Below are 18,849 nucleotides of genomic sequence, written 5' to 3'. Positions count from 1 at the left end.
CATGAGCAGCCCCCTCACCCAGGGCGAGATCTCCGCCGAGATCGCCGACGAGCGCGCGGCCTATGCCAAGCGACGTGCCGACGGCGGCGCCGCCGAGGACCACCCCGACCGCGGCTACGCCCCCTACCGGAGCAGCGTCCTGCGCCATCCCAAGCGCCCGTTGGTGGCGGCGGGGCCGGCCGCCGGCGACCCCGAGGCCGTGGAGCTCTCGGGCCCGGTCTTCGGCGTCACCGACGTCACCGCCCTCGACCACGACCTGACGCGGCAGCACCAGGCCGAGCCGCTGGGCGAGCGCATCAAGGTCACCGGGCGCGTCCTGGACCGCGCGGGCCGGCCCGTGCGCGGCCAGCTCGTCGAGATCTGGCAGGCCAACGCCTCCGGTCGCTACGCGCACCAGCGGGACGACCATCCCGCCCCGCTGGACCCGAACTTCACGGGTGTCGGCCGCACCCTGACCGGGGACGACGGCACCTACGCGTTCGTCACCATCAAGCCCGGCGCCTACCCCTGGCGCAACCACCTGGGTGCCTGGCGCCCGGCGCACATCCACTTCTCGCTCTTCGGCCCGGCGTTCACCCAGCGCCTGGTCACCCAGATGTACTTCCCCGGGGACCCGCTCTTCGCGTACGACCCGATCCTGCAGTCCGTCACGGACGACTCGGCCCGGCAGCGGCTGGTCGCGACGTACGACCACGACCTGTCCACCCCCGAATGGTCGCTCGGCTACCGCTGGGACATCGTCCTGGACGGCCCGGCCGCCACCTGGATCGAGGAGGGTCGATGAGCGGCGAGGCACCCGCCCCCACGCCCTCGCAGACCGTGGGCCCCTTCTACGGCTACGCGCTGCCGTTCCCCCAGGGCGGCGACCTCGCCCCCGCCGGGCACCCGGACACCGTCACCGTCCACGGCTGGGTCTACGACGGCGCGGGGCAGCCCGTCCCCGACGCGCTCATCGAGGTCTGGCAGCCCGCCCCCGACGGCTCCCGGCACGGCGCCCCCGGTTCGCTGCGCCGCGACCAGGTCACCGGGGCGGTCCTCGGGCGCGACGGACTGGTCTTCACCGGCTTCGGGCGCGTCGCCACCGACGCGGACGGACACTACGTGATCCGCACGTTCCCGCCCGGCGGCGTCCCGTACCTGTCGCTGATCGTCTTCGCCCGCGGTCTCCTCCACCACCTGCACACCCGGGTCTACCTCCGCGACGCCGAGGGGGACCCGCTGCTCGGCTCCCTGGAGCCGCAGCGGCGTGCCACCCTGGTCGCCACTCCGGAGGGCGGGCGCGTCCACCGCTTCGACGTCCGGCTCCAGTACGACGGAGTGCATGAGGAGACGGTCTTCCTTGCCTTCGACTGACCCCGCCGCGGACGTCGGCCTGCTCTCCCCGGTCCGGGCCGGGTCGGCCGCCGAGGAGGCGACCGGGGACGCGGCCTTCGTACGGGGCATGCTCGACGCGGAGGCCGCACTGACCCGGGCGCAGGCCGCGCTGGGTCTCGCGCCGGTGTCCGCGGCGGCCGCGGTGACCGCCGCCGCGGCCGAGCCCGGCCGGTTCGACCCGCGCGACCTCGCGCTGCGCGCCCGGGCCGGCGGCAACCCGGTGATCCCGCTGGTCGCCGACCTGACCGAGGCGGTGGGGGAGCGGGACGCGAACGCCGCCGGCTATGTGCACCGCGGCGCCACCAGCCAGGACATCCTGGACACCGCGGCGATGCTCGTCGCGTCCCGCGCGCTGGGCCCTGTCCTGGACGACCTCGCCGCCGCGGCCGGGGCGTTCGGACGGCTCGCGACGGAGCACCGCGACACCCCGATGGCCGGACGCACGCTGACGCAGCACGCCGTCCCCACCACCTTCGGACTCAAGGCGGCCGGCTGGCGCTCCCTGGTCCTGGACGCGTACGACCGGCTGACCGCCGTCCGCGGCGACCTGCCCGTGCAACTCGGCGGTGCCGCGGGCACGCTCGCCGCCTTCGGCGCCTTCGCCGAGGCGGACGGCACCGCCCCCGGCGCGAACGCCGCCGCCGCTCCGCGGCTCCTCGCCGCCTACGCCGCCGAGACCGGGCTGGCGGAACCCGTTCTCCCCTGGCACACCCTGCGGACGCCCATCGCCGACCTCGCCGGGGCACTCGCCTTCGCGGCGGGCGCGCTGGGCAAGGTCGCCGCCGACGTACTGGTGCTGTCGCGCACCGAGGTCGGCGAGGTCACCGAGGGCGCCGGCGGGGGTTCCTCGGCCATGCCCCACAAGGCCAACCCCGTCCGCGCCACGCTCATCGCCGCCACGGCCCGCCAGGTGCCGGCGCTCGCCGCCGTGCTGTACGGCTCCCTGGCCGCGGAGGACGAACGCCCGGCCGGCGCCTGGCACGCCGAATGGCAGCCCCTGCGCGAGGCGTTGCGCCTCGTCGGCGGCGCCGCCCGTGACGCCGCCGGACTCGCCGCGGGCCTGCGCGTCCACCCGCACCGCATGCGCGAGACCCTCGGCACGACGGGCGGTCTGGTGGTCACCGAACGTCTCGCCGCGGCCCTGACCGCTCTCATGGGCCGCGGCGAGGCCAAGTCCGCCCTCGCACGGGCCTCCAGACGCGTCGCCGAGGAGGGGATCGCCCTCGACGACGCCCTGGCGCAGGAGCCGGCCCTCGGCGGCCTCCTCCCCGAGGGACGCCTCCGGGAGCTCACCGACCCCACCCGCTACACGGGGTCGGCCGGCGCTCTCGTCGACCGCGCCCTGCGCCGTCCCGCCCCGGGGACGTCCTCGTGACCGCCCCCGCCCCCTTCCGCGACCCGGGCCGATCGGGGTACGCCATGTCCGGGGGACTTCGGGCCCGGGCGGGCGCCCGCCCGGCCGCCGGGCCCTGAATGGGCGCCGTGACACCGCCGTACGCACCCGTCAGCACCATCCGCGAGGAGCCCGCATGAGCACGCCGCACGAGGCCGTGGAGCCCCGACTGCCGCACCACCGGGTGGACGGCGCGCCGGGCCTGCCGCCGCTGATCCTCGGGCCGAGCCTGGGCACCTCGCTCGCCGTGTGGGACCCGCAGGTCCCCGCCCTCGCCCGCGGGCACCGCGTCATCCGCTGGGACCTGCCCGGCCACGGCGGCAGCCCCGCCGCGCTGCTCCCGGAGGGCGGCACGGTCGAGGACCTGGCCCGCTCGGTGCTGGCCCTCGCCGACGCGCTCGGCGCCGACCGCTTCGCCTACGCCGGCGTCTCCCTCGGCGGGGCCGTGGGGACCTGGCTCGCGATCCACCACCCCGAACGGGTCGCCGCGCTCGCGATCGTGTGCTCCTCCGCCGACTTCGGCGACCCGGACGGCTGGCGGGAACGCGCGGCCCTGGTCAGGGCGAAGGGCACGGGACCCGTCGCCGACACCGCGGCCACCCGCTGGTTCACCCCGGAGTTCGCCGGCGACCCCGCCGTCGGCGCCCTCCTGGACGACCTGCGCGCCGCCGACCCGGAGGCGTACGCGACCCTCTGCGACGCCCTCGCCGCCTACGACGTACGCGCCGACCTGTCCCGGATCACCGCGCCCACCCTCGTCGTCGCGGGCCGCGGCGACCCGGCGACCCCGGTCGCGGACGCCCGTGTCCTCGCCGACGGCATCCCCGGGGCGAGCCTCACCGAGGTGGCGCACGCCGCCCACCTGGCCGGCGTCGAGCGCCCGGCCCCCGTCCTCGCGGCGCTCCTGCAGCACTTCGCCACCGAGCCGGCCGCCGACGACGGCGCCCGCCACACCGAGGGCATGGCCGTCCGCCGTGCCGTGCTCGGCGACGCGCACGTCGACCGAGCGGTCGCCCGCACCACCGCCTTCACCGCCCCCTTCCAGGACTTCATCACCCGCTACGCATGGGGTGAGATCTGGACCCGGCCGGGCCTGAGCCGCAGGACCCGCAGTTGCATCACCCTCACCGCGCTGGTGGCCCACGGCCACCTGGACGAGCTGGCGATGCACGTGCGCGCCGCGCGGCACAACGGCCTGACCTGGGAGGAGATCCAGGAGGTCCTGCTCCAGTCCGCCGTCTACTGCGGCGTTCCCGCGGCCAACGCCGCGTTCGCCGTGGCGAACCGCATCCTCGAGGAAGAAGAGGAGTAGGAGAACACATGCAGCACCACACCACCGTCGCCATCGTCGGCGCCGGTCCCGCAGGCCTCCTGCTGGCCCGTCTGCTCCATCGCTCCGGCATCGACTGCGTCGTCCTGGAGAGCCGCGACCGCGAGTACGTCGAGCAGCGCCAGCGCGCCGGGATCCTGGAACAGGGCACGGTCGACGTGCTCCGCTCGTCCGGCGCGGGCGCGCGCCTGGACCGCGAGGGCCTCGTCCACGACGGCATCGAGCTGCGCTGGGACCGCCGCTCCCACCGACTGGACTTCCCGGCCCTCACCGGCGGACGGCGCGTGTGGGTCTACGCCCAGACCGAGGTCGTCAAGGACCTGATCGCCCTCCATCTCCAGGACGGGGCGCCGCTGCTGTTCGGCGCCCCTGTGCACGCGGTCGACGGGGCCGATACGGACCGCCCGGTGGTCCGCTACCGCCACGAGGGCCGGGAGAAGACCCTCACCTGCGACTACGTCGTCGGCTGCGACGGCTTCCACGGCGTGACGCGCGCGGCGGTCCCGGAGCACGCCCGGCGGACGTACGAGCGGGTGTACCCCTTCTCGTGGCTGGGGATCCTCGCCGACGTCGCGCCGTCCTGCGAGGAGTTGATCTACGCGCACTCGCCCCGCGGTTTCGCGCTGCACAGCATGCGTTCCTCCCAGGTCAGCCGGCTCTACCTGCAGGTGCCGAGCGGCACCGATCCCGCCGAATGGTCCGACGAGCGGATCTGGGGCGAACTGGACGCCCGCTTCGCCCTCGACGGGGACTGGAAGCTGGAGCGCGGTCCCATCACCTCCAAGGCCGTGCTGCCGATGCGCAGCTTCGTGACCGAGCCGATGCGCTGGGGCCGCGTGCTGCTCGCCGGCGACGCCGCGCACATCGTGCCGCCGACCGGCGCCAAGGGCCTCAACCTGGCGGCCGCCGACGTCATCGTCCTGGCCCGTGCCTTCGCCGCCCTGGCGGAGACCGGTTCCTCCGCCCTGCTCGACGCCTACTCCAACACCTGCCTGCGGCGGGTGTGGCGTGCCGAGCACTTCTCCTGGTTCATGACCACGACCCTGCACACCGACCCGGCGCAGAGCGACTTCGACACCCGGCTGCAGATCTCCCAGCTCGACCGCATCGCCGCCTCCCCGCACGCGGCGGCCGAACTCGCCGAGAACTACGCGGGCCTGGAGATCGGTTAGCCCGGGACCGAACCTCTTACGCCTTGCTTACGTGCGGCCCCGGCGGTCCGCAACCGCCTCGCGCGGGCTTACGGTGAGGGGTATGGAAGGCAAGGGCACGCCGGTCGGCCGGCGCGTGGTGCTCGGGATGCTCGGGCTGGGCGCCCTGGGGGTGGCGTTCGGCAGCCGCGCGCAGGACGGACTGGACTCGGCGCTCTCCCAGGTGGCGGGGAAGGACCCCACCGGGCTCAGCGGACTGCTCCCCGGGGGCGGCGGCTTCCGCATCTACAACGTGGCGGACTCCGTTCCCCACCGGGACGCGACCGACTACCGCCTCACCGTCTCCGGCCTCGTCGACCGGAAGGCCGCCCACACCCTGGCCGAACTGCGGGCGATGCCGCAGACCAGGATGGTGCGCGACGTGCAGTGCGTGACCGGGTGGCGCGTGCCGGGCACGCCCTTCGAGGGGGTGCGGCTGTCCCACCTCCTCGACCTCGCGGGCGTGCGGGACGGTGCCGGCGCCGTGCGCTTCACCTGCTTCGACGGGGTCTACAGCGAGAGCCTCACCCTCGAACAGGCCGTCAGGGACGACGTCCTGGTCGCCCTGCGGATGCAGGACAAGCCGGTGACCACGGCCCACGGCGGCCCCGTGCGGCTCTACGTGGCGCCGATGTACTTCTACAAGTCCGCCAAGTGGCTCTCGGGCATCGAGGTCACCCGGGACGTGCGGCCCGGCTACTGGGAGCACTACGGCTACGACGTCGACGCCTGGGTCGGCCGCTCGAACGGACGCCACGATGACCCCACGTCCTGAGACCGTGCGCCGCTTCACCCGCGGCGAGCGCTGGGTGCACCGCAGCACGGCCGCCCTGATGCTGGTCTGCCTCTGCACGGCGGCGGCCCTCTACCTGCCCCCGCTCGCCGAACTCGTCGGCCGCAGGCGGCTGGTGGTCACCGTGCACGAATGGTCGGGCATCGCCCTGCCGCTGCCCGCCCTCGCGGGCCTCGCCTCCCGCGCCTTCCGGCGCGACCTGCGGCTGCTCAACCGGTTCGCCCCCTACGACCGGGGCTGGCTTCGGGACGCGCTGCGCCGCGTCCCCCACGACCGTCGTGCGGCGGGGAAATTCAACGCCGGGCAGAAGCTGTACGCGTCCTTCGCCGCGGGCGCGGTGCTCGTCATGCTCGGCACCGGGCTGCTGATGATGTTCCCGCACCTGAGCGGCTTGGTGTGGCGTACCGGCGCGACCTTCGTCCACGACTGGCTGGCCCTGGCGGTGGCCGTGGTGGTCGCGGGACACCTGTGGATGGCGGCCGACGACCCGCAGGCGCGGCTGGGGATGCGCACCGGGTTCGTCACGCCGGAATGGGCGCGCCGCCACCATCCGCGGTGGGAGCGTACGGAGTCCGAGGAGCCTGGGGAGCACGGCGGGTCCGGGGAGCCCGGGGACCGGCCGCGCACCCCCGCCGCCTGACGCCCCGTAGGGGCAGACGCGCGGCCCGCGGGTCCAGCGGGTCAGTGAACCAGACAACGGTGTCAGCTTCTTGACGTGCCGTCGACGCCCGCCGTCGGCGGCGCGTCGTCATGTTCATGTAATTTTTGCCGTCCGGCATCTACTCGCATAGACCCCTGGGGCCCCATCCTGGCTTCGCACACCAGTACCACCTGTTCGGTTCCGCATCCGGTTGCACCGCCATGCCCGCGCGTCACACCGCGCCCGTCAGTGACTGGAGTCCCCATGCGCCGAATCACGACCGGCTTCGCCGCCACCGCGGTCGCCGCCGTCGCCACCGTCGTCTTCACCGTCCCCGCCCAGGCCGCACCCGCCGACAAGGCCCAGGTGCTCGCCGGTTGGACCCAGACCAGCGCCTCGAGCTACAACGCCTGGTGGTCCGCCCGCGGCAACCAGGGCGCCTGGGCCGCCTACGGCTTCGACTGGTCCACCGACTACTGCAGCAGCTCCCCGGACAACCCCTTCGGCTTCCCGTTCCAGAACTCCTGCGCCCGGCACGACTTCGGCTACCGCAACTACAAGGCGATGGGCTCCTTCTCCGCCAACAAGAGCCGCCTCGACAGCGCCTTCTACGAGGACCTCAAGCGCATCTGCGCCGGCTACAGCGGCGCCACCGCGACCGCCTGCAACAGCACCGCCTGGACCTACTACCAGGCGGTCAAGGCCTTCGGCTGACCCGTACGCCGAGCGGCCCGGCACCGGTCGTTCCGGTGCCGGGCCGCTTCGCGGAGCCGGGTCAGGCGACCGTACCGGACTTGGCGATCTCGACGCGGGCGCTGGTCGCGCCGGTGCGGGAGCCGAGCGACTCGATCTTCTTGACGACGTCCATGCCGTCGACGACCTCGCCGAAGACCACGTGCTTGCCGTCGAGCCAGTCGGTGACGATCGTGGTGATGAAGAACTGCGAGCCGTTGGTGTTCGGGCCCGCGTTGGCCATGGAGAGCTGGCCGGGCTTGGTGTGCTTGAGTTGGAAGTTCTCGTCGGCGAACTTCTCACCGTAGATGCTCTTGCCACCGGTGCCGTTGCCGGCGGTGAAGTCGCCTCCCTGGAGCATGAAGTCGGGGATCACGCGGTGGAAGTGCGAACCCTCGAAGCCGAAGCCGTGCTCGCCGGTGGCGAGCTCACGGAAGTTCCGCGCGGTCTTGGGGACCACGTCGTCGAACAGGGTGAACACGATCCGTCCGGCGGGCTCGCCGTCGATCGTGATGTCGAAGAACACGTCGTTGCTGTTCATGCCCCCATTTTCGCATCCATCACGCCCGGCCTCCGACGCGCCCCGCGGAAACGCGCTTGACGGGTGACCCGGCCGGACACCAGCATCCGGGGCATGCCCGAACCCGTGACCCTGGAAGGCAAGCACGTCCGCCTGGAGCCGCTGAGCGCCGTCCACGCGGACGGGCTGCTGCGCGCCGCCGACGAATCCCGCGACACCTACGCCTACACAAAGGTGCCGGCCGACCGCGAGGCGATGGCGCGCTACGTCGAGGAGGCCCTCCAGGACCAGGCGACCGGGGCCGCGCTCCCCTTCGCCGTGCGGGACGTCCAGCGTGGCGCCCTGATCGGCTCCACGCGGTTCCTCGACCTCGACCACTGGACGGCCACCCCCGCCTGGCCCGCCGGCCGCTCCGTGCCCCGCAGCGGCGCGGTGCCCACCGTCGCCGAGATCGGCAGCACCTGGCTCGGCGCCTCCGCCCAGCGCACCCCCTGCAACACCGAGGCGAAGCTGCTGCTGCTCACCCACGCGTTCGACGTGTGGGACGTGTTGCGCGTCACCCTGAAGACGGACGCGCGCAACGCGCGCTCCCGCGCGGCGATCGAGCGCATCGGCGGCCGTTTCGAGGGCATCCGCCGCGCCCACACCCTCGCCGTGGACGGCACCGTCCGCGACAGCGCGTACTACTCCATCGTCGCCGGCGAGTGGCCCGGCGTCCGCGCCGCGCTGGAGGCCCGTCTCGCCTGAGCCGGGCACCGACGCGGAAGGGCGGGCCCCTGCGGGGGCCGGCCCTTCCGTACGTGCGGAGCGGCCGTTACGGGATGCGGACGCCCGCCTCCGCCGAGAGGCGGTCGATCTCGGCGAGCTCGTCCGCGGTGAGCGGGCCCGCGTCGAGGGCGGCGAGGTTCTGGTCGAGCTGGGCGACGCTGCTCGCGCCGATGAGGACGGAGACGACCCGCGGGTCGCGCAGCACCCAGCTCAGGGCCAGCTGCGCCAGGGTCTGACCGCGCTCGCCGGCGAGCTTGTTGAGGGCGTGCAGGAAGGTGAGCTTCCGCTCGGTCAGGGCGTCGCGCTTGAGGAAGTGGCCGAGCGCCATCCGCGAGTCGGCCGGCACGCCCTGGAGGTATCGGTCGGTGAGCTGGCCCTGGGCGAGCGGCGAGTACGCGATGAGCGCGGTGCCGGTGTCGCCGACGGCGTCGAGGACCCCGGCCTCCGGGTCGCGCTGGAGGATGCTGTAGGCGGCCTGGTGGATCAGCAGCGGGGTGCCCAGCTCGCGCAGGATCTCCGTCGCCCGGCGGTGCGCCTCGGCGGGGTAGTTGGAGATGCCGGCGTACAGGGCCTTGCCCTGGCGGACCGCGGAGTCCAGGGCGCCCATGGTCTCCTCCAGGGGCGTGTCCGGGTCGAAGCGGTGCGAGTAGAAGACGTCCACGTGGTCCAGGCCCATGCGGCCCAGCGACTGGTCCAGCGACGAGAGCAGGTACTTGCGGCTGCCCCATTCGCCGTACGGTCCCGGCCACATGTCGTACCCGGCCTTGGTGGCGATGAAGAGCTCGTCGCGGTACGGGCGGAAGTCCTGGGCGAACAGGGTGCCGAAGTTGGCCTCGGCCGAGCCGGCGGGCGGGCCGTAGTTGTTGGCCAGGTCGATGTGGACCACGCCGCGGTCGACGGCGCGGCGCAGCACCGCGCGCTGGTTCTCCAACGGCGAGGTGTCGCCGAAGTTGTGCCACAGGCCCAGGGACACGACGGGCAGCAGGACCCCGCTGCGCCCGGTCCTGCGGTATTCCATCGAGGCGTAGCGGTCGTCGGCGGCGAGGTAGGGCACGCGAGGTCTCCCGGGCGATGTAAGAAAATGTGCGGGATTGGGAGGCTACCGTCGCCCAATCGGCGCTGTCACGTCCGTTCTCCGGACGGCGGCCGTCGTGCACGTCCCCTTCTCGCCCCGCCGGAGGGGTGGTTGTGGCGCACGCCACACCGCGGAACGCCTCGGCGCGGCCCGTCCGGGAATCGCGGACCCCCCTCGGCGGTTGGATCCGGGGGGTGTTCCTCCGGGGGACCTCAGGACGGCGCGGTCCGGGGCGGGTTGGACCGGAACGCGTCCTGCCTTATCCGGCATTAAGCCGCCTAACCGGACATATGCGTCCACAGTGCATGCGTAGGGAATCGATGCGTGATGGGTGTCACGCGCCGAACACGCAGCGGAGGCCACGGGCCACGCAGCGTCTAATTTTCCCGCCGAATTTCACCGGGTGATATCACGCAATTACCGTGGGACAGTTTTCCGCCTACGCAGAGCGGACACTTCTCACCTAAAGTCACAGAAGCGGATGATCGACTTGCGGTCCGCCGGGGGGCGTGATTCCGGTCCTTGCTCCGGGACGATTCCGTCGTTTAGCTTCCAGATCTCGCAGGACAAATTCCTGCGAGATTCTTCCGGGTAGAACGCCTAGTCCTGCCGCTGCCCGGACGCCGGATGACAAGACCGCACGGCAGGAGCGGGGGACCCAGGTAGTTTGCCGTTCCCGTTGGTCTCGGGACGGCTAGGGGTGAAGTCGCAGCGACATGCCTTTATTTGGCATGCCCCATTGCGGCCGGGCATCTCCAGCCCGAACCCGACAGCTTACCTCGCAGGCGTCGGAGAGGAATTCGGCATGCCCGGTAAGGGAAAGCACCGTCGTCCGCGGAACACCCGCATCACCCGTATCAGCGCGCTGGCCGGCACCACCGGCGCCGCCGTGGCGCTCCCGATCGTCGGCGCCACCGGTGCCCACGCCGCTCCCGTGAGCGTCTGGGACAAGGTCGCGGCCTGCGAGAGCACCAACAACTGGTCCATCAACACCGGTAACGGCTTCTACGGCGGACTGCAGTTCACCCAGAGCACCTGGGCCGGCTTCGGCGGCACGAAGTACGCCCCGCGCGCCGACCTTGCGACCAAGGCGGAGCAGATCGCCGTCGCGGAGAAGGTCCTCGCGACCCAAGGTCCGCAGGCCTGGCCCGTGTGCGGTCCCAAGGCCGGTCTGACGAAGGCCATGGCCAACCCGTCGGCCACCCCGCAGAGCGTCTCCGGCACCGCCGCGAAGCCGGCCGCCAAGCCCGCCGCCCCCGCCAAGAAGGCCGAGGCGCCGAAGGCCGCCACCGCCGAGCCGAAGAGCACCGGCGGCTCCTACAAGGTCGCCGGCGGCGACACCCTCTCCAAGATCGCCGACGCCCGGTCGGTCGAGGGCGGCTGGCAGAAGCTGTACGCGAACAACGAGTCGGTCATCGGCGGCGACCCGAACCTGATCTACCCGGGCCAGGTCCTGTCCCTGGGCGAGAAGTCCGCCGCCAAGAGCGCGCCCAAGGCCGCGAAGGCCGCCCCGGCCGCCAAGCCGGCCGCCGCCAAGGCCGCCAGCACCTCCGGCTACACCGCCCCGCTCGACCGCGTCACCCTGGGCACCGCCTACCACCAGGCCGGTGCCATGTGGTCCAAGGGCTACCACACCGGTGTCGACTTCATCGCCTCTACCGGCACCAAGGTGAAGTCGATCGCCGGCGGCACCGTGGTCTCCGCGGGCTGGGGCGGTTCGTACGGCAACCAGGTCGTCGTCAAGCACGCCGACGGCCGGTACTCGCAGTACGCCCACCTGTCCGCGCTGTCGGTCTCGGCCGGTCAGACGGTCTCCGCCGGTCAGCAGCTGGGCCTGTCGGGCGCCACCGGCAACGTGACCGGTCCGCACCTGCACTTCGAGGTGCGCACCACCCCCGACTTCGGCTCCGACATGGACCCGCTGGCGTACCTGCGTGCCCACGGCGTCAACGTCTGATCGGACTGATCGACCGTCATCCGTCGGTAGGCTGTGCCCTGTTCCCCGTTTGTAGGGAACAGGGCACATGCCTTTGGTCTGTGACCGAAAACGGATCGAATATTTCCATTTCTTGTGTCCTCTCGAACGGTCGATCAGTAGCCTCTCTCGCACGTGGTCGTGTCCACGACCACGAATCCTGATCGCCGACGAGCTGGAGCCGTTGATGGAACGCCCTGCCTGGGCCCCCCAGGGGATCGATCTTTCCGTGCCGAGCGTGTCCCGCATCTACGACTACTACCTGGGCGGTTCGCACAACTTCGAGGTCGACCGGGAGGCGGGACGGCGGGCCATCGAGGCCTTCCCGGGGCTGCCGAAGATCATGCAGGCCAACCGGGCGTTCATGCGCAGGGCCGTGCGTTACTCCGTCGACCAGGGCATCACCCAGTTCCTCGACATCGGCTCCGGCATCCCCACCTTCGGCAACGTCCACGAGGTCGCCCAGGCCGCCAGTCCCGGCGCGCACGTCGTCTACGTCGACCACGACCCGGTCGCCGTCGCCCACAGCCGTGCCGTGCTGGAGGGCCACGAGAACGCCGCCATCGTCGCCGCCGACCTGCGCTCGCCCCGCGACATCCTGGACAGCGCGCAGGTGCGCGGGCTCATCGACCTGGAGCGCCCGGTCGCGCTGCTCCTCGTCGCGGTCCTGCACTTCCTCGAGGACGCCGACGAACCGGCCAAGGCCGTGGCCGAACTGCGCGACGCCATCGCCCCCGGCAGCCTGCTGGTCGTCACCCACGCCTCGGTCGAGGGAGGCCCGCGCAGACCCGAGGAGGGGGAGCGGGTCGAGAACGTCTACCGCAGCGCGAGCTCGCCGCTGATCATGCGGTCGCGGGCCGAGGTCGAGCGCTTCTTCGACGGCTTCGACCTCGTCGAACCCGGCCTGGTCTCCGCGCCGTTGTGGCGCCCCGACGGCACGGACGACGACGAGCTCGCCCCGGTCGTCTTCAGCGGGTTCGCGGGCGTCGGCCGCAAGGCGTGACCGTGAGCAGGGAGCCCGGCCCGGAGCCGGAGCCCGCCGACAGCCTGCGGCGCTTCGCGATCATCTGGAGCCGGGCGATCTACCCGGCCACCGCCACCTCCATGACACGCGGCGAGTTCGAGGAGTACCTGCTCCCGCTCGCCGCGCGTCTCGACGCCACGCTGCGCGCGCAGCCCTTCGACCCCCGCCCGGCCGCGGAGGTCGGCGCCGCGCTCGTGGCCGCGCACTGCACCGATCCCGAGGCGCTGCCCCGCATCCTCGACGTCGTCGACGCCTACCTGCTGCTGTACTGCCCGCCCGGCCCCGCCCTGTTCCCCGAGGACGGCCGCACCCGCTGCAACCGCCTGCAGCACTGGGTGGCCGCCGGGTACGCCCGGGCCTTGCAGGAACGCACGCGGACCGAGCAGGAGGCCCTCTCCAAGGCGGCGCTCGCCGCCCGGGCCGCCACCGAGCAGGCCCTGCACGAGAGCGAGGTCCGTTTCCGGGCGGTCTTCCAGGACGCCTCCATAGGCATCGGCATCGCCGACATGGACGGCCGCATCCTGGACGTCAACGCCGCCCTCACCACCATGTTCGGCGGCCTGGAACGCCACATCCGCAGCAGGAACGTCTACGACTGGGCGCACGCCGACGACGCCCCCGAGGTCTGGGAGATGCAGCGCCAGCTCAACCGGGGCGAGCGCGACCACTACCGCATCGAGAAGGCCTACTACCGGCCCGACGGCACCGCGCTGTGGACCAACCTGACGGTCTCCCTGCTGCGCGACGCCGGCGGGACCCCGCAGTACATGCTCGCGCTGATGGAGGACATCACCGAGGAACGCCTGCTCAGCGAGCGGCTGCGGTACGAGGCGACCCACGACGCGCTCACCGGCCTGGCCAACCGCAACCTCTTCTTCGAGCGACTGGAGCAGACGCTGAACGGCCCCGAGGGCGTGGGCGTCGGCGTCTGCTACCTCGACCTGGACGGCTTCAAGGACGTCAACGACAGCCTCGGCCACGCCATCGGCGACCGGCTCCTGGTCGCTGTCGCCGAACGCCTCCAGGCCTGCGTCACCTCGCCCGACCAGCTCGTGGCCCGCATCGGCGGCGACGAGTTCGCCGCACTGGTGGTCAACCCCGCCAGCCGCGCGGACATCACCGGCCTGGCCGACCTGATCCTGGCCGCGCTGGCCGACCCGATCCGGGTGGACGGCCGCGAGCTGTCCGTACGGTGCAGCATCGGCATCGTCGAGGGCCAGGCCGGCTCCCTGGGCCCCGCCGAGGTGCTGCGCAGCGCCGACATCACGATGTACCGGGCCAAGGCCGCGGGCGGGAACCGCTTCGAGCTGGCCGACCCCGACTCCGACGCGCGCGCCATCACCCGGCACGGGCTGACCAACCGGCTGCCGACGGCCCTGGAGCGCGGCGAGTTCTTCATCGAGTACCAGCCGCTGGTACGGCTCGGCGACGGCAGCGTCCGCGGCGCCGAGGCACTGGTGCGCTGGTGCCATCCGGTGCACGGGATCCTCGGTCCCGACCAGTTCATCCCGCTCGCCGAGAGCACCGGGCTGATCGTGCCGCTCGGCCACTGGGTGCTGCAGCAGGCCGCCTGGCAGGCCCGGGACTGGCAGTTCCCGCGCAGCGACGGCCACCCGCTGCGGATCAACGTCAACCTCTCCCCAGCCCAGCTCGGCCACCCCGGCCTCGTCCCGGAGACCCTCGCGGTGATCAAGGACGCCGGGCTGGAGCCGACCGCGCTGTGCCTGGAGGTCACCGAGAGCGCCTTCATCGGCGCCGACGAGGAACTGCTGCGCCCGTTGCGGGAGTTCGCCGAGCTCGGCATGGCCATCGCCCTGGACGACTTCGGCACCGGCTACTCCAACCTCGCCTCGCTGCGCCGGCTGCCCATCACCACCCTCAAGCTCGACCGCTCCTTCACGCGCGGGATGCAGCAGCAGCAGGCCGACCCGGTGGACGTGAAGATCGTGGAGATCGTCGTCGACCTGGCGCACACCCTCGGGCTGTCGGTGACGGTGGAGGGCGTCGAGACCGGCACCCAGGCCGAGCACCTGCGCGCGCTGGGCTGCGACACCGCGCAGGGCTGGTACTACGCGAGGCCCGGCCCGCCCGACCGCCTCCACTCGCTCTCGCTGGTCGACACCACGCCCTGAGCACACGGGCGGGGTACGGCGCCCACCGGCTCAGGGACGCACGTCGAGGACGTCGAGGAACCGCCGCAGAGCGTCGTTGAACTCCTCCGGCCGCTCCAGGTTCGGCAGGTGCCCGGCGTCCTCGACGACCACGAGCCGCGAGCCGCGGACGGCCGCGTGCATGGCCTCGGCCTCGGCGACGGGGGTGTACACGTCGTCCCGGCCGACCACGATCAGCGTGGGCACCCGGACCGCGGCCAGCACGGCCCCGTAGTCGGGCCGCCGGGCCCGGCCGCGCAGGGCCGCCGCGGCGCCCTCGGGGGAGGTGCCGCGCATCATCCGCAGCACGTGCGCGGCCACTTCGGGGAGCGCGGTCACGTTGCGGGGCGTGATTATCCGGTCGAGCACCTCGCCGGCGTAGCCGTCCATCCCCTCGGCCAGCAGCCGCTCCGCCATCGCGTCCCGGGCCCGCCGCCCCTGCGCCGTCTCGGCGCCGGGGAAGGTGTCGGCGAGCACGAGCCCGGCCACCCGGCCGGGGAACAGCCGCTGGAACTCCATGACGATCTGACCGCCCATCGACAGCCCGCCGACGACGGCCTCCGGCACGCCCAGGCGGTCCATCAGGGCGGCGATGTCGCGGGCGAAGGTCTCCAGCGGGGTGACCCCCGGGACCACCTCGCTCGCGCCGTAGCCGCGCAGGTCAGGCACGACCACCCGGCGGCCGGCCGCCGCCGCGGGGACCTGCGGGGCCCACATCGAGCGGTCGAAGGGATGGCCGTGCACCAGCACCAGGGGGGTTGCGGGCCCGTCCCCCTCGACGTCGTACGCCAGTGTGACGCCGTTGACCGATGCCGTCGCCAAGGGGATCTCCTCGTCTCGCACGATCCCCTTCCCGCAGGGGAGTTGACCGCGATGCTAGGTTCCCCTCCCGGCTCGGTGCAATAGCATCTTTGCTCTCGGTGCAATACGGGAATTGCCTCGGAGGAGGAACACCGATGGACGACTACCGCACGGTCGCGGACGCCGTGGCGGCCGACATCGCCGCCGGACGGCTGCGCCCCGGCGACCGGCTCGCACCGCAGCGGACCTTCGCGCGGCAGCGTGGCATCGCCAACTCCACGGCGATCCGCGTCTACGCCGAACTCGCCCGCCGCGGCCTGGTCGTGGGCGAGGTGGGACGCGGTACCTTCGTGCGTGCCGCATCGCCCGCCACGGGACCCGCCCTCGCCGAGCCGGCACCCCAGCGGATCGACCTGGAGCTGAACCACCCCGTCGCCGAGGGCCAGTCGCAGCTGCTCGCCCCCGGGCTCGCCGCGCTGCAGCGCCCCGACGTCCTCGGCGCCGCGCTGCGCCCGCTGACGGCCGCGGGCACCCCGGCCGCGCGTGACGCCTTCGCCGAACTGCTCGCCCGCACCGGCCCACGCCCCGACCCCGGGCGGCTGCTCTTCGCGGGCAACGGACGTCAGGCCATCGCCGCCGCCCTGGCCGCGCTCGTCCCGCCCGGCGGCCGGCTCGCCGTGGAGGCGCTCACCTACCCCGTGGTCAAGGCGCTCGCCACACGGCTCGGGATCGCCCTCGTCCCCGTCGCCTGCGACGAGCACGGGATGCGTCCCGACGCCCTCGCGGAACTCCACCGGGCCGCCCCGCTGCACGCGCTCTACACCCAGCCCACCCTGCACAATCCGCTCGGCGTCACCATGCCGGAGGGCCGCCGGGCCGAACTCGCCGGCGCCCTCGGCCGGCTGGGCCTGCACGCCGTCGAGGACGCCGTCTGGGGATTCCTCGCCGCGGACGCCCCGCCGCCGCTCGCGGCATACGCCCCCGACCGCGTGGTCCTGGTCGACAGCCTCTCCAAGCGGCTCGCCCCCGGGCTCACCGCCGGCGTCGTGCTCACTCCGCGGGAGCTATCCGCCCCGGTTTCCGCGGCCTTGCGCTCGGCGGGCACCGCGGCCTCCGGTTTCGCGCTGGCCGCCGCCTGCCGGTGGATCGCCGACGGCGCCGTCGACGCGGTGGTGGCGGCCAAGCGGCGCGACGCGGCCGCGCGGGCCCGCATGGCCGCCGAGCGCCTCGCCGGGTTCTCGGTCGCGGCGGATCCGCGTGCCTGCTTCTGCTGGTGGCGGCTGCCCGGGCCCTGGCGCGCCGACACCTTCGTCGCGGCCGCCGCCCGGCAGGGCATCGCCGTCACCCCCGCGGCCGCCTTCGCCGCGGGCCGCGGCAGCGCGCCGCACGCCGTACGGATCGGCCTCGCCTCGCCGTCCCTGCAGGTCCTGGACGACGCGCTGGGCGTCCTCGCGCGGATCGCCAGGGGCGGTCCCGAGGACAATTGCGCCGACTGATCACAAGGGGCGGCGAATCCTAGCGAGTCGCCCGCACATGCCTCCGGAAAATGCCCCAACTCACCTTTTTCGCGTACGGGATGAGTAACGTTCCGTGCTGTTCCGTATACCAGAAGTGGCGGCGAAGGGGTGCGCGTGCCCGGCATAGACGAGTGCCTTTCCGAGGCGCTGGCGATTCCCGGTGTGCTCGGGGCGAGCGTGGTCGACTGGAGCAGCGGCCTGCTCCTCGGGGCGGTCGGGCAGGAGCCGGGACACGGTCACGAGGCGGCCGCCGCGGACACCACCGAGGCGGCGCGGGCGGTCGTGGAGGGCGGCACCTTCACCGCGAAGGAGTCCGGAAGGGTGCCGGTCGAGGACATCATCATCACCGCCCCGGGGAGTTACCACCTCATCCGCTTCCTCGACACCTCCTTCGACAGCGACGTCATCCTCTACCTGTGGCTGGACCGGTCGATGGCCAACCTGGCCGTCGCCCGGCTCGGGCTGCAGTCCATCGCCGAGCGGCTGGTGCTCGTATGACGGGCACGGAGGCGGGGCGGCCGGCACTGGCCATGCGCGGTCTGCCCCGGCGCATTCCGGCGCGCGGCAGCGCGCCGGCCCAGGTCCGCGCCGGGGTGGTGGGCGCGTACGCCTTCACCGCCGCACTGGCCCGGCTCGCGGAGGCGAGGGCCAGCGGGGCGCTGTACGGATCGGCGGGGGCGGTCTACCTGCGCGACGGGGCGATCGTCCACGCCGAGAGCCCCTGCGCCCCCGACCTCGGGGTACGGCTCATGGCCTGCGGGCTGCTCTCCCCGGACCAGTGGCGCGAGGCGGTCACCACCGCGAGCGCCGAGCGCGGCGTCGGCGGGCACCTCGTCGACACCGGGCGGGTGGCCCGCGGGGAGCTCGAGCTCTGCCACCTGCTGGCGCTCTTCGACGCCTCCTACTTCACCCTGCTGCCCGACTCGGAACCCGACCGGTTCCAGCCGGGTGCCACCTCCCGGCTGGGTCCCATCTCCCGGCCGGTCCCCGCCCAGCGCGTGGCCAGGGAGGCGCAGCGGCGCCGCGCGCAACTGGAGCGGGCCTGGCCGTGGGACGACACCGACGCCGGCCCCGTCGTCCCCCGCTCCGAGGGCGAGGTGCGGGGCGGCCGGGCCAGGGCCCCCACGCCCGCCCAGCTGGCGGTGCTGGCGGCGGCGGACGGATCCCGTACGCCGGTCCAGATCGCCTGGCACCTGGGACGTTCCGCCTTCGCGACCCTGCTGGACGTCCGTCGGCTGGCCGCGACCGGCCGGATCAGCATGCCGGTCCGCGCCCAGGCACCCGCGGCTCCGGCTCCGGCCCGCCCAGCGCCCGTGCCGCCCGCGCCGGTGGCGCCCGCGCCGCTGCCACCGGTGGCGCCCGCGCCGCTGCCACCGGTGGCGCCCAAGCCCTTCGCCCACGGCGGATCGCAGCCGGCGGTCCTGTCGTCCTCCGATCCCTCAGTCGCCCTGTTGCTACGACTTCGTGCCGCCCTGGAGGCCCGCCTGTGAGCGCCCTGCCGACCCGCCCGGCGCCCGCCGAACGACCGTGGAGGAAGGCTCTGCGGCAGCTCGCCGGAAGGAGACAG

18 protein-coding genes and 1 riboswitch are annotated in these 18,849 nt (G+C 73.4%); of the genes, 15 read left to right on the top strand and 3 right to left on the bottom strand.

The genetic code is table 11. The features are described 5' to 3' along the window. Position 1 precedes the first annotated feature (1 nt). From pcaH to ABZ312_RS18955, 8 genes are all read left to right on the top strand, one after another. Positions 2-784, top strand: a complete 783-nt coding sequence (gene pcaH / locus ABZ312_RS18990; protein ID WP_500323337.1) for a protocatechuate 3,4-dioxygenase subunit beta — start codon at positions 2-4, stop codon at positions 782-784. After that, positions 781-1,353 (top strand): protocatechuate 3,4-dioxygenase subunit alpha, encoded by a 573-nt coding sequence (gene pcaG / locus ABZ312_RS18985; protein ID WP_500323339.1) that lies wholly within the window; start codon positions 781-783, stop codon positions 1,351-1,353. Before pcaH ends, pcaG begins: the two co-directional genes overlap by 4 nt. After that, positions 1,322-2,749, top strand: coding sequence for a 3-carboxy-cis,cis-muconate cycloisomerase (pcaB, locus tag ABZ312_RS18980; protein ID WP_500323341.1), 1,428 nt, complete (start codon positions 1,322-1,324; stop codon positions 2,747-2,749). The genes pcaG and pcaB overlap by 32 nt, the downstream gene beginning before the upstream one ends. A gap of 154 nt (positions 2,750-2,903) precedes the next feature. Continuing rightward, positions 2,904-4,079, top strand: coding sequence for a bifunctional 3-oxoadipate enol-lactonase/4-carboxymuconolactone decarboxylase PcaDC (gene pcaDC / locus ABZ312_RS18975; RefSeq protein WP_500323343.1), 1,176 nt, complete (start codon positions 2,904-2,906; stop codon positions 4,077-4,079). Between the two features lie 8 nt (positions 4,080-4,087). Then, complete coding sequence (locus ABZ312_RS18970) at positions 4,088-5,269, top strand: 4-hydroxybenzoate 3-monooxygenase (protein ID WP_500438263.1); 1,182 nt, start codon at positions 4,088-4,090, stop codon at positions 5,267-5,269. Positions 5,270-5,351: 82 nt separating this feature from the next. Continuing rightward, the gene (locus tag ABZ312_RS18965) at positions 5,352-6,062 is read left to right on the top strand and encodes a molybdopterin-dependent oxidoreductase (RefSeq protein ID WP_500438262.1); all 711 of its coding nucleotides are present in this window, start codon (positions 5,352-5,354) and stop codon (positions 6,060-6,062) included. After that, the gene (locus ABZ312_RS18960) at positions 6,046-6,720 is read left to right on the top strand and encodes a cytochrome b/b6 domain-containing protein (RefSeq protein ID WP_500323348.1); all 675 of its coding nucleotides are present in this window, start codon (positions 6,046-6,048) and stop codon (positions 6,718-6,720) included. The genes ABZ312_RS18965 and ABZ312_RS18960 overlap by 17 nt, the downstream gene beginning before the upstream one ends. 264 nt (positions 6,721-6,984) lie before the next feature. Then, a complete protein-coding gene (locus ABZ312_RS18955; RefSeq protein ID WP_500323349.1) occupies positions 6,985-7,434 on the top strand; it encodes a phospholipase in 450 nt (149 codons plus the stop codon). 61 nt (positions 7,435-7,495) lie between these two features. Here ABZ312_RS18955 and ABZ312_RS18950 read toward each other — a convergent pair whose 3' ends face one another. Continuing rightward, a complete protein-coding gene (locus ABZ312_RS18950) occupies positions 7,496-7,993 on the bottom strand; it encodes a peptidylprolyl isomerase (protein WP_499515533.1) in 498 nt (165 codons plus the stop codon). 93 nt (positions 7,994-8,086) lie between these two features. On the opposite strand from ABZ312_RS18950, the gene ABZ312_RS18945 reads away from it, so the two are divergent. Continuing rightward, the gene (locus tag ABZ312_RS18945; protein ID WP_500438260.1) at positions 8,087-8,719 is read left to right on the top strand and encodes a GNAT family N-acetyltransferase; all 633 of its coding nucleotides are present in this window, start codon (positions 8,087-8,089) and stop codon (positions 8,717-8,719) included. A gap of 67 nt (positions 8,720-8,786) precedes the next feature. Here ABZ312_RS18945 and ABZ312_RS18940 read toward each other — a convergent pair whose 3' ends face one another. Next, complete coding sequence (locus tag ABZ312_RS18940; RefSeq protein WP_500323353.1) at positions 8,787-9,794, bottom strand: aldo/keto reductase; 1,008 nt, start codon at positions 9,792-9,794, stop codon at positions 8,787-8,789. Positions 9,795-10,426: 632 nt separating this feature from the next. Then, positions 10,427-10,618, top strand: a riboswitch (cyclic di-AMP (ydaO/yuaA leader). Between the two features lie 2 nt (positions 10,619-10,620). Here ABZ312_RS18940 and ABZ312_RS18935 point away from each other — a divergent pair. The 3 genes from ABZ312_RS18935 (at position 10,621) to ABZ312_RS18925 (ending at position 14,946) form a co-directional block, all read left to right on the top strand. After that, positions 10,621-11,772, top strand: coding sequence for a transglycosylase family protein (locus ABZ312_RS18935; protein ID WP_500438258.1), 1,152 nt, complete (start codon positions 10,621-10,623; stop codon positions 11,770-11,772). 205 nt (positions 11,773-11,977) lie between these two features. Further along, positions 11,978-12,793: an SAM-dependent methyltransferase gene (locus tag ABZ312_RS18930; protein ID WP_500323356.1), complete on the top strand. Its 816-nt coding sequence runs from the start codon at positions 11,978-11,980 to the stop codon at positions 12,791-12,793. Further along, positions 12,790-14,946 (top strand): putative bifunctional diguanylate cyclase/phosphodiesterase, encoded by a 2,157-nt coding sequence (locus ABZ312_RS18925; protein ID WP_500323358.1) that lies wholly within the window; start codon positions 12,790-12,792, stop codon positions 14,944-14,946. The genes ABZ312_RS18930 and ABZ312_RS18925 overlap by 4 nt, the downstream gene beginning before the upstream one ends. Before the next feature lie 30 nt (positions 14,947-14,976). On the opposite strand, the gene ABZ312_RS18920 is transcribed toward ABZ312_RS18925, so the two are convergent. Beyond that, the gene (locus ABZ312_RS18920; RefSeq protein ID WP_500438256.1) at positions 14,977-15,786 is read right to left on the bottom strand and encodes an alpha/beta fold hydrolase; all 810 of its coding nucleotides are present in this window, start codon (positions 15,784-15,786) and stop codon (positions 14,977-14,979) included. Positions 15,787-15,920: 134 nt separating this feature from the next. Here ABZ312_RS18920 and ABZ312_RS18915 point away from each other — a divergent pair, with 134 nt between their 5' ends. The 3 genes from ABZ312_RS18915 (at position 15,921) to ABZ312_RS18905 (ending at position 18,772) form a co-directional block, all read left to right on the top strand. Continuing rightward, positions 15,921-17,261, top strand: coding sequence for an aminotransferase-like domain-containing protein (locus ABZ312_RS18915; RefSeq protein ID WP_500323360.1), 1,341 nt, complete (start codon positions 15,921-15,923; stop codon positions 17,259-17,261). Between the two features lie 135 nt (positions 17,262-17,396). Next, the gene (locus ABZ312_RS18910) at positions 17,397-17,780 is read left to right on the top strand and encodes a hypothetical protein (RefSeq protein WP_499515541.1); all 384 of its coding nucleotides are present in this window, start codon (positions 17,397-17,399) and stop codon (positions 17,778-17,780) included. Then, positions 17,777-18,772: a transcriptional regulator gene (locus tag ABZ312_RS18905; RefSeq protein WP_500438254.1), complete on the top strand. Its 996-nt coding sequence runs from the start codon at positions 17,777-17,779 to the stop codon at positions 18,770-18,772. Before ABZ312_RS18910 ends, ABZ312_RS18905 begins: the two co-directional genes overlap by 4 nt. Positions 18,773-18,849 lie beyond the last annotated feature (77 nt).

The sequence above is a fragment of the Streptomyces sp. NPDC006207 genome (genome assembly GCF_040613835.1).
Lineage (GTDB): Bacteria > Actinomycetota > Actinomycetes > Streptomycetales > Streptomycetaceae > Actinacidiphila.
Note: the sequence above shows the minus strand (reverse complement) of the source record. Positions and strands in the feature narration are given on the sequence as shown.

Coding starts and splice junctions, on each gene's coding strand:
- pcaH (WP_500323337.1), top strand. CDS start 2: ATGAGCAGCCCCCTCACCCAGGGCGAGATCTCCGCCGAGATCGCCGAC.
- pcaG (WP_500323339.1), top strand. CDS start 781: ATGAGCGGCGAGGCACCCGCCCCCACGCCCTCGCAGACCGTGGGCCCC.
- pcaB (WP_500323341.1), top strand. CDS start 1,322: ATGAGGAGACGGTCTTCCTTGCCTTCGACTGACCCCGCCGCGGACGTC.
- pcaDC (WP_500323343.1), top strand. CDS start 2,904: ATGAGCACGCCGCACGAGGCCGTGGAGCCCCGACTGCCGCACCACCGG.
- ABZ312_RS18970 (WP_500438263.1), top strand. CDS start 4,088: ATGCAGCACCACACCACCGTCGCCATCGTCGGCGCCGGTCCCGCAGGC.
- ABZ312_RS18965 (WP_500438262.1), top strand. CDS start 5,352: ATGGAAGGCAAGGGCACGCCGGTCGGCCGGCGCGTGGTGCTCGGGATG.
- ABZ312_RS18960 (WP_500323348.1), top strand. CDS start 6,046: ATGACCCCACGTCCTGAGACCGTGCGCCGCTTCACCCGCGGCGAGCGC.
- ABZ312_RS18955 (WP_500323349.1), top strand. CDS start 6,985: ATGCGCCGAATCACGACCGGCTTCGCCGCCACCGCGGTCGCCGCCGTC.
- ABZ312_RS18950 (WP_499515533.1), bottom strand. CDS start 7,993: ATGAACAGCAACGACGTGTTCTTCGACATCACGATCGACGGCGAGCCC.
- ABZ312_RS18945 (WP_500438260.1), top strand. CDS start 8,087: ATGCCCGAACCCGTGACCCTGGAAGGCAAGCACGTCCGCCTGGAGCCG.
- ABZ312_RS18935 (WP_500438258.1), top strand. CDS start 10,621: ATGCCCGGTAAGGGAAAGCACCGTCGTCCGCGGAACACCCGCATCACC.
- ABZ312_RS18930 (WP_500323356.1), top strand. CDS start 11,978: ATGGAACGCCCTGCCTGGGCCCCCCAGGGGATCGATCTTTCCGTGCCG.
- ABZ312_RS18915 (WP_500323360.1), top strand. CDS start 15,921: ATGGACGACTACCGCACGGTCGCGGACGCCGTGGCGGCCGACATCGCC.
- ABZ312_RS18905 (WP_500438254.1), top strand. CDS start 17,777: ATGACGGGCACGGAGGCGGGGCGGCCGGCACTGGCCATGCGCGGTCTG.